Consider the following 11,587-nt stretch of genomic DNA (forward strand, 5'->3'; position numbering starts at 1 on the left):
AGATGAGTTATAGCCTATCTGAAGATGCATTTTTAAGCAAAGAGCAAGGCAGTTGCAGACAGGAATAATAAAAGACTCTAGAATAGGCGGCCATGAGCAGTGTATCCGCATTATTTTCCGAACAAACGCCTGAGCAGATCCTGCGCGACGTGTTCGGCTACAGCCAATTTCGCGAGGGCCAACAGCAGGTGATCAACGCCGTGCTTGGCGCTCAGGATGCCCTAGTGCTCATGCCGACAGGCGGTGGCAAGTCATTATGCTACCAAGTGCCGGCAATGTTATTACCCGGGCTAACCTTGGTCATTTCACCATTAATATCTTTGATGCAAGATCAGGTAACCCAGCTCAACGCCCAAGGGGTAAAAGCGGCTTATATTAATAATTCTCTGACTCGTGAACAGCAGCAGCTCATCTATCAGCAACTCCATGACGGCGAAATAAAGCTACTCTATGTTGCTCCGGAGAAAGTGCTGCAATATGAGTTTATGCAGCGTCTTGGTTATTTAAATATCAGCCTGATTGCGGTTGATGAGGCACATTGTGTGTCTCACTGGGGGCATGATTTTCGTCCCCATTATTTCCGCCTTAGTGAACTCAAACAGCGCTTTGCCCATGTACCGATGATGGCACTTACCGCCACTGCCGACAGCGCCACTCGTGTCGATATTGTCAATCAACTGGGGCTTCGCTCGCCCTATATCCATATTGGCAGCTTCGATAGGCCAAACATTCGCTACACCTTGGAAGAAAAGTTTAAACCTTTCACTCAGTTGCTGCGCTATTTGCGCACCCAAAGTGGGCAAAGCGGCATCATCTACTGCACTAGCCGCAAGCGCGTTGATGATTTGGCCCAAAAACTCAGTGAAGCAGGTTTTAATGTCGCCGGTTACCACGCTGGCATGAGTAACGAATCGCGCCACTTTGTGCACAACGCTTTTGCCAAAGACGATATTCAAATTGTGGTCGCCACTGTGGCCTTCGGCATGGGCATCAACAAACTCAATGTGCGCTTTGTGGTGCACTACGATATTCCCAAAAACATCGAGTCTTATTATCAAGAAACTGGCCGAGCCGGACGGGATGGTTTGGCCGCAGAAGCCATTATGTATTTTGACCCGGCGGATGTCCCTCGAGTTAGGCGCTTTTTTGAAGACATTGACGATGAGCAGCGCCGCCGTGTCGAAGAGCAGCGTTTCAATGCCATGGCCAGTTTTGCCCAAGCGCAAACCTGCCGACGACAAATACTGCTTAATTATTTTAGTGAATACCAGCGCGAGGCATGCGGTAACTGCGATATCTGCTTAAATCCACCGCAGCGTTTTGATGGCACCGTGGTGGCGCAGCAGGCACTATCCTGTGTGTATCGCGCCGGACAAAAATTCGGGCTAGGCTATATCGTCGAGTTATTGCGTGGCGCTAACACTCAGCGTATCCGGGATCTTAACCATCATACCTTAAGCACCTACGGCATAGGCAAGGAGCACAGCAGCGAATATTGGCTCAGTATTTTGCGCCAGCTCATTCATCAGGGCTTACTGCATCAAGATATTACCCAAGGTTCGGTACTACACCTTACCGAAGCAGCCAGACCGGTGCTCAAGGGCGAATATCAGTTACAACTTGCTGAGCCACGTTTACAAGCCAAGCACGTTTATCAAGATAAGCTGGCCCAGTTCAATTACGATAAAAAGCTGTTTGCTAAATTGCGCGCCTTGCGCAAGCAACTAGCGGACGATGATGATGTGCCGCCGTATGTGGTATTCAATGACCGAACCTTAGCGGAAATGGCGCAACTTATGCCTACCAATGATACCGAGTTTTTAAAAGTATCGGGTGTGGGTTTCACTAAACTCAGTAAGTACGGCAGTGCCTTTATGACTTTAATTCGTAATCATCTGTCACCAGAATAATCGCCAACACCATATAAGAGCTTAACTGTGACCCAACTCGCTATAGATAGCCAACACCACGTTATTATCATTACTCCTGATGTGATGCCCAGCGCCGATGAATTCGATTTTTGGGGCCGTATTTTCTTGCATCATGACGCCATCTCCATCGGTGAGTTTGAACAAGGTGTAGACAGGCACATGCTGCGCTTTAGCTTTGAGCAGCTTCCTTTTGAGCTGCATTTTGAACATTATGGCGACAATATTTGGATCAGCGCGACAGGGGTTGAGGCGCAAGGTAAGTTAACCGAATTAGGAAATTATTTAAGCGCAAGTTAATAAATGTGCGATACACTTTAATTCACGATATGGAAAAAAGTGAGTTAAATGAATCGACTATTCGTTCTACTGAGTACCCTAGCCGCCTTTTCCAGTGCTGCTCCCGCACAGCAGGAAAAGTGTAAGAATGAACAGTCCCAAGTGCAAAGTAACCACTTACTATCGCGTCAACTCGAGGACAAAGCTCCCCTTCCAGACGCCAATCCTAGCCGACGGATTGGAGACATTAGCTTTAGCCAGCAAAATATCTTTAACACCGAATTAGACGACGAAAATAACTGGCTGTTCCGCCTTGCCAACGACATGCATGTGATGACTGAACAGCAAGTGTTAGAGAATATTTTGTTGTTCCAACCAGGCGATCGCTACAGCCCACAACAATTACGCGAGTCGGAACGTTTGCTGCGCCAGCAAGGCTATTTATATGACGCTCGGATCAGTGCGCAAACGCGGTGCGACGAGTTTGTGGATGTGAAAGTCGAAACCCGTGAGCTCTGGACTTTGTTGCCAGAGATTAGCTTTAGCCGCAGCGGAGGTGAGAACCGCTCCACGTTTGGTTTTCGTGACAGTAACTTCCTTGGTTGGGGTAAGCGCGTATCCTTAGTACGCACCAATGATGAAGAGCGCAGTGGTTACGAATTTACCTATGACGATCCGAATATTCTCGGCAGTCGTTATCGCGGTCGTCTTGAGTATGCAGATAACAGTGACGGTAAGCGCCATTGGCTGTCGGTCACTTATCCTTTTTATGCGCTTTCTACAAAACACAGTTATGGGGTGGCCAATGGCAGTAATCGCCGTCAGGAGAAGCTCTATGATCGCGGTGAAGAGATCAGTGAGTTCTCGCAACATACCTCTTCTAGCCATCTTTTTTATGGGGTTTCAAGCTCCCCAGCCCCGAATTGGACACAGCGCACCATCGTCGGTTATCGCTACCAAAAAGACCGGTTTGATGCGATAGATGAAACCGTGTTACCTCTTGCCGAAGAGCGTACGCTTTCCTATCCCTATCTACGAGTCAGCTGGTTACAAGACGATTATGTAAAAGTACACAATATCGACTCTATCACGCGCACCGAAGATTTGAACCTAGGCTGGCAAATCGATACTACTTTAGGTTACTCAGGCGAATCTCTGGGTGGCGATACCAACCGTTTGGTGCTCGACTTTCTTGTGCAGCGCAGCCACTACGTTAATCAGCAGAGTCTGTGGCGTTGGTCGGTGGATGTACAAGGTCAGCTACGCGAAGATGGGTTCACTGCTGAGAATCTATTTTTTGGCACCCAAGCTGAGTATTTCTTTAATAGTGATGATGCTCAATCGTGGTATGTAAAGGCGCGTATAGATGGCGCTGAAGGGTTAACCTTGGACCGCCAGCTTACACTAGGTGGCGATTCCGGGCTGCGCGGATACCCGCAGCATTATCAGCAAGGGGATCGGCGAGCACTGCTTAGCATTGAGAAGCGCTATTATTGGGAATATAACCTATGGCAGTTATTTCGCGTCGGTGGGGCTGCTTTTTATGACGCAGGACAAGCCTGGTTTACCAACAGCAATCCCGCCAATGACACCCACTTTCGCCACAACTATGGGGTTGGTTTACGCTTAGCACCAAGTCGCGCCAACGCCGGAACGGTTATTCATATCGATGTCGCCAGAGCTATCAACCGCCCAAATGATGTCGACCCCGTCCAGTGGTTGGTGACCGTGAAGAAATCCTTCTAAATACACTTTGCTGATGGCTGTTTCCATGCTATACAGCGGCTTTAACAACTTGTTTTTATAAGGAACATATCTGTGGCGCTGGTTGATCTTCTTACTCAACATTATAAGTGGCTGGTTACCCTTGTGGTGCTGCTGCTTTTCCCTTTATTGGTGCGCTTGCAGCTGAAAATTTTTAACAAAACGATCCGGGGTCGAGTCGACCCTCATCGCAAACAACGCGCGCAATTGTTACTCAAAGTGTTGCTTGCTTTTGTCCTGCTGTGCATCCTGTTGGTGTTCTGGGGCATTGAGTTACGCGGGCTATTAGTGGTCGGCTCAAGCCTGTTTGCAATGCTTGGCGTCGCGATGTTTGCGGGTTGGTCTTTGCTTTCAAATCTGACATCGTTTTTGCTGATGTTTGTACAAAATGATTGCCGGGTCGGCAACTGGGTCAAGGTGATTGATGGCGCCAACTTCATAGAAGGACGGATTATTGAAATGGGGTTGATGAACGTGGTTTTAGAGCACCTAGAGGGTCATCGTGTTCTCTACCCCAATAATTTATTTTTAACCCGGCCAGTGATGGTACTGAACAAACCGCCACAAAAAACCAAGCCTACACGGCGCATACTGGCGCCTAAAAATAAACCTTAAAACAAATGCCAACAGGCGCAATTGCGCCTGTTATTCATTGTTAAGCTCAGGTGTTTTCAACTCATCATCCATGTCACTGATTTCATCAATAAATGTCTCTAGCTGTTGCTCAACCAACGAGTTGGCATGCGCAAAATAAGCAAGATGAAAAATAGCATCGCCCTCGTTCACCAAAGGCATGGTTTGCTGTCCAATCACAATGCCACTGCGCGGCGCTAAAATCGCACATTCACTATCCCCTAGCGGGCTGTTGATATAAGCCAACACTTGGCCTTTACTCACGCGTTCGCCAAGGGATACTTGAGCGCGGATAATGCCATCTGTTTCGGCCCGGATCCAACTGGTAGAACTGGCGATAACCGGCTCCGCCTGCTTGCGAACCCGCTTACCTCGTAGCATCCTCAGTTTACGCATGACGTTTTCCACCCCTTGCACACCCGCAGCAATAGCGATGGGATCGAAACGTAGCGCCTCTCCAGCTTCGTACGTGATCACCGGGATCCCAAGCTCTGCCGCTTCACTGCGCAGTGAGCCGTTTCGTAGCGAGGCATTGATCACCGCTGGCGTACCAAAGGCATTGGCTATTTTTGCCGTTTCCTCATTGCTTAAATCGGCTCGGATCTGCGGTAAATTGGTGCGGTGGATGGCACCTGTATGCAAATCAATGATATGGCTGCAATGCATCGCCACTTCGTTAAAAAACGTATTCGCCATACGCCCCGCCACAGATCCTCGCTGCGAGCCTGGGAAGCAGCGATTGAGATCGCGCCTATCGGGAAGGTAGCGAGATTTATGGATAAAACCAAACACATTGACAACAGGCACAGCAATTAAGGTGCCACGCAATTGCGTGGCATCAACCTTTGCTAAGGTTTGTCGCACGATTTCAACACCGTTGAGCTCATCACCGTGAATTGCTGCACACACCAGCAATACCGGACCGCTTTCTACCCCATTGACCACCTCAAGATTAATGGTCAGTGGTGAATGGGTATATAGCTTGGCCGCTTCAAGCTCAAAGGTGCGCCGCTGCCCAGGTGCGACTTGCTCACCTAACAGCGTAAATGCCTGATTCTTTTTAGCCCTTGCCACGGGTTCTGGTCCTCTTTTCTTTAGCATTCTTTTCTATAAATTGAATAATCATGCCAGCAATATCTTTTCCTGTCGCTAACTCAATTCCTTCTAGTCCTGGTGAAGAGTTAACTTCCATCACTAAAGGGCCACGCTCAGAGCGCAGTAAGTCAACCCCAGCTACATTTAACCCCATTGCTTTAGCGGCGGCCACTGCTGTTTTACGCTCTTCTGGGGTAATCCGTACCAAGCTGGCACTGCCGCCACGGTGTAAATTGGAGCGAAATTCACCTTCTTGGGCTTGGCGCTTCATCGCCGCAATAACACGATCGCCAATGACAAAGCAACGAATATCGGCCCCGCCCGCTTCTTTGATATATTCCTGCACCATGATGTGTGCTTTCAGGCCCATAAAAGCCTCAATCACACTCTCGGCCGCCTTACGTGTTTCAGCAAGCACCACCCCAATCCCTTGTGTCCCCTCTAGCAGCTTGATAACAACCGGGGCTCCACCCACCATCTCAAGCAAGTCTTTGACATCATCGGGTTTGGATGCAAAACCGGTTACCGGCATGCCCACTCCCTTGCGTGATAGTAGCTGTAAAGAACGCAATTTATCGCGCGAGCGGGTGATAGCAACAGATTCGTTCACAGGGTACACCCCCATCATCTCGAATTGCCGTAACACTGAACAGCCATAAAACGTAACAGAAGCCCCGATGCGCGGAATAATAGCGTTGAAGTCCTCTAGTTTTTGACCTTTATAGTGTACTTCCGGCTCTTGCGAGTTGATATTCATGTAACAGCGTAAAGCATCCAATACCTGCACTTCATGGCCACGCTGCTGCGCCGCCTCAATTAAACGGCGAGTGGAATACAACGACTTGTTACGTGATAAAATGCCGATTTTCATAATAAACCTTATAATTGTGTTTGGTGTGACAATTCAGGGTCTACAACAATACGCCCTGCCATGGCTGTACGCCCCAATAGCATACGAAATTTCATGGTGTCTCTATTTGTGAGTGTTGCTTCAATAGGCCATTGTTGGCCGCCAATAAGTAACTGCGTTTGTATGACATAACGCTGCTCCTGATGCCCACCAGAGTCAGTAACGGTGCGCTGATCTATCACCTTCGCTTGGCACTGTATCTCTGTGTCGTTGTCGTCTTGAATGGGGTGAACCCAAAACCGCACCCAGACCTGCTCATCTTGTATAAACTCTTCAACTCGAAAAGCATGAATACATGAAGTACGGGCACCGGTGTCGACCTTAGCCTTGATTTTATCAATCCCCAGCTCAGGCAGGGCTAGCCACTCACGCCAGCCTACTGTTATTTTATTTGTCATATGCGAAGTCACTCGTATGCTCCAACGGCGAGGAGCGCAATAGTAAAAGCCGCTTTATACGGTAATTATCGATAAAGAACAGTGAATTAAATTACTCGCGTCGATAAAGACTATTCATTGATCTTGTAGCGATAATAGACAAGGATAGAAGAAACATTCTGTATTGAAAGTGAAGGTGTTATGTCAGCTTTGATTCATGCCTTAGTGTTAGACGCTCAAGGCGGCGCTGAACAATTAACTGAAAAATCAGCGATTAAGCAGTGGAAGCCCAGTGATGGTGTGCTGTGGCTACATCTTGATTACTGCCAAGATGATATTGAGCAATACTTGGCAGCGGTACCATTAAGTGAATTTGCACATGATGCCCTTATTGCCGATGAAACACGCCCTCGTATTGTCAGCGATGACAGTGGCCATTTATTGTTTTTGCGTGGCGTCAATCTTAACCCGGCAGATAGTCCTGATGATATGGTATCGATTCGCGTGTTCGTTAGTGAGCAACTTATCGTCTCTACGCGCCACCGCCGCCTGCTGTCGGTGAATGCCCTTGCTGAATCTTTACGTAAAGGCAAAGGGCCGAGTACCACCTCAGCACTGGTATGCCAATTGTGCGAAAATTTAACCTCGCGAATGCAAGGTGTGATAGATGAACTCGAAGATAAACTTGACCAATTTGAAGAAGATGTTGATAGCCAACGAGCACATGATCACAATGCGCTATCACAGGTGCGCCGCCAAACTATCGGCTTAAAGCGCTATATCAGACCACAAAAGGAGGCTCTGCGCGCGCTTGTGAGTCAACAGCCAAGTTGGTTGGCTGACAGTGATACACCGCGCATCAATGAAACTATTAACCATCTGCTGCGCTACTTAGAAGAACTTGATTTGAATATTGAGCGCGCCCAGATAATCCAACAAGAGGTCGCCAGCCAAGTATCCGACCAACTTAATAAGCGTATGTATGTGATGTCAGTGGTAGCAGCGCTGTTTTTACCCCTGGGCTTTCTTACCGGTTTACTGGGCGTCAATATTGGCGGAATTCCTGGAACGGAATCAGCAGCGGCATTCCCATTGTTTGTTCTCGCTCTAGTGATATTAACCGCCGCCGTCGCTTTATATTTTCGTATGAAAAAATGGCTATGAAAAGCCTACCCACGTGGTCTGCTTAGCTTGCCACGTTACCCCTTCACACACGGATGTAGCCCACGTATGAGCTTAAAAATACGCGATTTAGATCAGCAGACCCAGTGGCTTAGTAGCGCGCAGCGGCTAGCGCTCAAAGAAGTGATCGCCGCTAGCTTTGCCGGGGTCAGCCCTGATGAGTACATGCAATACTATTTTGATGACCCCAAGGCATGTCAGCGTAAGCTCAGGCTTTATTTTGACCATAGCACGCTAGTTGGCTATTGCCTGTTAACCTTCACACAGCACAACAAAAGCACGGTAATACGAGCCTCTGCAGCTTTTTACCCACAATATAGAAACGGTGGCAATACCTTCTCCTTTTCCCTGTATCACAGTATTCGCCACTGGCTTACACGTCCTTGGTGCGCTGTGTATTATGCCGATACAATGCTCAGTCCAGCAATGTACCGGGCCATCGCCAAGCATGTAGCAATTATCTGGCCACACCCAGATTGCAGCAGTCCCAACGCGCTGTTCGAGCACTTTAACGCAGAGGGAATGGTAAGCCCTGGCGGCTCTCTTCGTTGTTTAAAGCCTGTAAACCGTGCAAGTAACTACAGCATCTCGGAGCTTGCGGCCTTTCACGCCAGTGATAAAAAAGAGATTGCCTTTTACTGCAAAATGAATCCTGACTTTCATGCTGGCATGGGACTATTTGTGATTATTCCCATCCATACTAAGCAAGTGATTTATACCTTAGGCAAGCGATTGTTAAGCGCCTTTAAAGCGCGTTAATCGCTTTGATGGTATCTAGGCGCACTGGAGCGATGAACGACTCATGCGAATATAGCTGCACGTTGACTTAGCGCAGCGCCATGCAAAGTTGTTCTAATGCATGATATTAACTGCATGACATGGGCTGATAGCTCATAACTGTCACTCACAAAATAAAAATGACATGCTCAATATGAGAGAGGGATGGTGATTGATTTATCGGCGGTAATATTAACAGAAAGAAATGGCGCTCTCGCTAGGGATCGAACCTAGAACTTGGCCTCCGGAGGGCCACGTGATATCCATTTCACCACGAGAGCACAGTGTCTGTGTGTTCAGACAGGGCTTATAGTAAAGGCATCACAAGGTAAATACTAGCCCTAGCCGATCATATGGCGATATTTTCAGCATCTGTCACTCAGCACCGAGCAATACGATTAAATTTCACTCATTCATGATGCAATTTCGCCTTGGCATTCAAGGTATTTACATTTGACTCATACTTTTGCGTTATTTTCTCTGGCAATCCTGCTATCTTGAACTTTACTTATATCTACTGTGTTGCAAATTTGCTGTTAACTTCCCTCAACAAGCTGTAAGTGGACTGAGATATCATCATCTTTTTATTTCAGTATTGTTGGCTTGCTGCCGCTATAAAAGCGCACAGCTATTGAGAAGAACAGCGTCTGTTTCACCGTATGTATACACTACTATTTATATGCTGTTTGGAGCCCCTATGAACTTGATGACTGCAGAACAAGTTGCCGAATACCTTGGTGTAAAAATTGAACGCGTAAAACGCCTTGCCCGTGAGCATTTGCTCATTGCCAAAAGCCAAGATGATAACGGTGACCCAATGTTCGATAAAAGCGACGTGGAAAGATATAAGGAGTTGGCGCAGCGCCTAGGTGGCATTTAGAATCTCATCGAGTTGTAGTTTGGCTTCATCCACTCGATGCGCAGTGTTATTCGCTCGATACCAAAAATAATTCAGCGCCGCGACTAACTTCTGCATAGCCGTAAACTTAACCCAGTCGATGCGTTGCTCACTGCCAAAGTACTCACTTAGCAACGCGTGCTGTTGTGCCTCAGTCAGAGAGAAACTAATGCTCAGCATGGCGAGATCAAAGTATCGGTCGCCGGGCTGAGCATATTCAAAATCAATGCACTGCCAACATCCTAAGTAACTAATAATGTTTTGCCGAATTAAGTCATTGTGACAAAAGCGCATATCTTCAGGTTGCATTTTAGTATCAGTGACAACCTGATGCAGCGCTTGCGCATATGCTTGGTAAAAAGGCTGATGCTCATAGCGCTTAAGCTCGGCATGCAAATCAAGGTATGGCCCGCTGCATGGCTGGGCGTGGATGAGCTGTAAACACTTCACAGCTTGGCTGACATCAAACTGCTCTGGCACCTTACCCGGCGCATAATGAAAAATAGCCCCTTGATGCGCTTCATCTACGTACAAGGGCGCCGGACAAGCAGCCTGTTTGGCTAAGCGGCGCTGAGCCGCAATTGCCTCGTGGGGTAATGGCTTGGCATAAAATTTAACCAGCCACGATTGCTCTGCGGTATCAACACGATAGTTTTCGTTGCTCACACCTTGTGGCAAATAGGTAATTTGCTCAATGCGCGTGCTGGGTTTATAACGCCGCACTAGGCTATTAATTGAGGCAACAGATTTAGGCATAGGCCGTTCCTGTGGTGCTTTTATGCTGGTATTGCGCCCGCCAGCGCAGATAGCCGGCCACCGCCATCACCGTGTAAAACACAAATAGCACCGTTGTCGGATAATACCCTTTAGCAACATATAAGTAGATAGATGCGGCATCAATAACCACCCAATATAGCCAGTTTTCCAACACTTTTTGTGCCACCAAATAGGTCGTTACCACCGCAAAACAGGTGGTTAAACTATCCAGGTAGGCGTAATCAGCATGGGTGTAGTTATCCATAATATACCCGGCCACGAGGGCGACCACCGTCGTGGCAGCGATTACCACTGCGTGACGCTGGACGGTGTATGAAGTAATGCCTTGGCGGGCGCAATTTTGACGACCATAGCGCCATGCCCACCACCCGTACACCGCCATACCCATATAGTAAAAATGTAGCGCCGACTCCATTAACAAAGCGCCGTTCCAGTACATCAAGGTATAGATTAAGGTGCTAATGAAAGCCGCCGGCCAGCACCACAAACTCTCTTTCATAGCCAATAGCAGGTAAGCCATGGATAATGCCACAGCTACGTATTCCCACACCGACATGGCACTGAATCCGGCAATAATAGCGCTCAGAGTTTCCATCTTTACGCCTCTTAACTCGCTTCAGGAGAGAGGTCACCGCATAGAAACTTACACACAAAAATAGCCTTGCCGTAGGTTTCATAGGAGCGCTTAATTTCTGCACTCACCACTGACATCACGGTGTCATAATCGCCAAACACCTGAGTTGATAAGGTATTGGTGATCACTTTAATATCGCCATGCGCATTAAGGCGGTCAATGAAATCTTGAATATAGGGGATATAGTCTTGATGCAATGGGTACTTGCTTATTTCTACTGTCAGTTTCATGGGCCTACCTTGGGAAATATAAAGCCGCTATTGTAGCCTGTCGCTAACATAAGCCAAACACCCTTGGGGATATTTTTGTCCTTCGCATAAATCACTGACGGCC

Annotated in this window: 13 protein-coding genes and 1 tRNA gene; 7 read left to right on the forward strand and 7 right to left on the reverse strand. The window is 47.8% G+C overall.

The window, feature by feature from the left end:
* Positions 1-92: 92 nt before the first annotated feature.
* From recQ to MHM95_RS12670, 4 genes are all read left to right on the forward strand, one after another.
* Entirely contained in the window at positions 93-1,910 is a 1,818-nt protein-coding gene (recQ, locus tag MHM95_RS12655; RefSeq protein WP_022943463.1) for a DNA helicase RecQ, read from the forward strand.
* Between the two features lie 27 nt (positions 1,911-1,937).
* Positions 1,938-2,228 carry a DUF3630 family protein gene (locus tag MHM95_RS12660; RefSeq protein WP_045979324.1) on the forward strand — a complete coding sequence of 97 codons (291 nt, stop codon included), beginning with the start codon at positions 1,938-1,940 and terminating at the stop codon, positions 2,226-2,228.
* 48 nt (positions 2,229-2,276) lie between these two features.
* A complete protein-coding gene (locus MHM95_RS12665; protein ID WP_239385466.1) occupies positions 2,277-3,953 on the forward strand; it encodes a POTRA domain-containing protein in 1,677 nt (558 codons plus the stop codon).
* Between the two features lie 72 nt (positions 3,954-4,025).
* The gene (locus MHM95_RS12670) at positions 4,026-4,586 is read left to right on the forward strand and encodes a mechanosensitive ion channel domain-containing protein (protein WP_239385467.1); all 561 of its coding nucleotides are present in this window, start codon (positions 4,026-4,028) and stop codon (positions 4,584-4,586) included.
* 30 nt (positions 4,587-4,616) lie between these two features.
* On the opposite strand, the gene MHM95_RS12675 is transcribed toward MHM95_RS12670, so the two are convergent.
* From MHM95_RS12675 to MHM95_RS12685, 3 genes are read right to left on the reverse strand one after another with little or no spacing between them, the layout of a single operon-like run.
* Positions 4,617-5,678 (reverse strand): succinylglutamate desuccinylase/aspartoacylase family protein, encoded by a 1,062-nt coding sequence (locus MHM95_RS12675; RefSeq protein WP_045979321.1) that lies wholly within the window; start codon positions 5,676-5,678, stop codon positions 4,617-4,619.
* Positions 5,665-6,570, reverse strand: coding sequence for a 30S ribosomal protein S6--L-glutamate ligase (gene rimK, locus MHM95_RS12680; RefSeq protein WP_045979320.1), 906 nt, complete (start codon positions 6,568-6,570; stop codon positions 5,665-5,667). Before rimK ends, MHM95_RS12675 begins: the two co-directional genes overlap by 14 nt.
* A gap of 8 nt (positions 6,571-6,578) precedes the next feature.
* The gene (locus MHM95_RS12685; RefSeq protein WP_045979319.1) at positions 6,579-7,007 is read right to left on the reverse strand and encodes an ATP-dependent zinc protease; all 429 of its coding nucleotides are present in this window, start codon (positions 7,005-7,007) and stop codon (positions 6,579-6,581) included.
* Between the two features lie 180 nt (positions 7,008-7,187).
* On the opposite strand from MHM95_RS12685, the gene zntB reads away from it, so the two are divergent.
* Both zntB and MHM95_RS12695 read left to right on the forward strand, forming a co-directional pair.
* A complete protein-coding gene (gene zntB, locus MHM95_RS12690; RefSeq protein ID WP_022943456.1) occupies positions 7,188-8,150 on the forward strand; it encodes a zinc transporter ZntB in 963 nt (320 codons plus the stop codon).
* 66 nt (positions 8,151-8,216) lie between these two features.
* A complete protein-coding gene (locus tag MHM95_RS12695; RefSeq protein WP_239385468.1) occupies positions 8,217-8,927 on the forward strand; it encodes a hypothetical protein in 711 nt (236 codons plus the stop codon).
* A 224-nt stretch (positions 8,928-9,151) separates the two neighbouring features.
* Here the strand turns inward: MHM95_RS12695 and MHM95_RS12700 are convergent.
* Positions 9,152-9,226: transfer RNA gene (locus MHM95_RS12700), tRNA-Arg, on the reverse strand.
* A gap of 416 nt (positions 9,227-9,642) precedes the next feature.
* On the opposite strand from MHM95_RS12700, the gene MHM95_RS12705 reads away from it, so the two are divergent.
* On the forward strand, positions 9,643-9,825 hold the full coding sequence (locus MHM95_RS12705) for a helix-turn-helix domain-containing protein (RefSeq protein ID WP_022943453.1): 183 nt from the start codon (positions 9,643-9,645) through the stop codon (positions 9,823-9,825).
* Here the strand turns inward: MHM95_RS12705 and MHM95_RS12710 are convergent.
* From MHM95_RS12710 to MHM95_RS12720, 3 genes are read right to left on the reverse strand one after another with little or no spacing between them, the layout of a single operon-like run.
* Complete coding sequence (locus MHM95_RS12710; protein WP_022943452.1) at positions 9,811-10,599, reverse strand: phosphotransferase; 789 nt, start codon at positions 10,597-10,599, stop codon at positions 9,811-9,813. The genes MHM95_RS12705 and MHM95_RS12710 overlap by 15 nt on opposite strands.
* Positions 10,592-11,215 carry a nicotinamide riboside transporter PnuC gene (gene pnuC / locus MHM95_RS12715; RefSeq protein ID WP_138547108.1) on the reverse strand — a complete coding sequence of 208 codons (624 nt, stop codon included), beginning with the start codon at positions 11,213-11,215 and terminating at the stop codon, positions 10,592-10,594. Before pnuC ends, MHM95_RS12710 begins: the two co-directional genes overlap by 8 nt.
* Positions 11,216-11,226: 11 nt before the next feature.
* Positions 11,227-11,484 carry a hypothetical protein gene (locus MHM95_RS12720; RefSeq protein WP_045979317.1) on the reverse strand — a complete coding sequence of 86 codons (258 nt, stop codon included), beginning with the start codon at positions 11,482-11,484 and terminating at the stop codon, positions 11,227-11,229.
* Between the last annotated feature and the right edge of the window lie 103 nt (positions 11,485-11,587).

The organism is Pseudoalteromonas sp. CnMc7-15 (genome assembly GCF_022347925.1).
GTDB classification, from domain to species: domain Bacteria; phylum Pseudomonadota; class Gammaproteobacteria; order Enterobacterales; family Alteromonadaceae; genus Pseudoalteromonas; species Pseudoalteromonas ruthenica.

Coding starts and splice junctions, on each gene's coding strand:
- MHM95_RS12695 (WP_239385468.1), top strand. CDS start 8,217: ATGAGCTTAAAAATACGCGATTTAGATCAGCAGACCCAGTGGCTTAGT.
- MHM95_RS12665 (WP_239385466.1), top strand. CDS start 2,277: ATGAATCGACTATTCGTTCTACTGAGTACCCTAGCCGCCTTTTCCAGT.
- MHM95_RS12685 (WP_045979319.1), bottom strand. CDS start 7,007: ATGACAAATAAAATAACAGTAGGCTGGCGTGAGTGGCTAGCCCTGCCT.
- MHM95_RS12705 (WP_022943453.1), top strand. CDS start 9,643: ATGAACTTGATGACTGCAGAACAAGTTGCCGAATACCTTGGTGTAAAA.
- MHM95_RS12720 (WP_045979317.1), bottom strand. CDS start 11,484: ATGAAACTGACAGTAGAAATAAGCAAGTACCCATTGCATCAAGACTAT.
- recQ (WP_022943463.1), top strand. CDS start 93: ATGAGCAGTGTATCCGCATTATTTTCCGAACAAACGCCTGAGCAGATC.
- rimK (WP_045979320.1), bottom strand. CDS start 6,570: ATGAAAATCGGCATTTTATCACGTAACAAGTCGTTGTATTCCACTCGC.
- pnuC (WP_138547108.1), bottom strand. CDS start 11,215: ATGGAAACTCTGAGCGCTATTATTGCCGGATTCAGTGCCATGTCGGTG.
- MHM95_RS12710 (WP_022943452.1), bottom strand. CDS start 10,599: ATGCCTAAATCTGTTGCCTCAATTAATAGCCTAGTGCGGCGTTATAAA.
- zntB (WP_022943456.1), top strand. CDS start 7,188: ATGTCAGCTTTGATTCATGCCTTAGTGTTAGACGCTCAAGGCGGCGCT.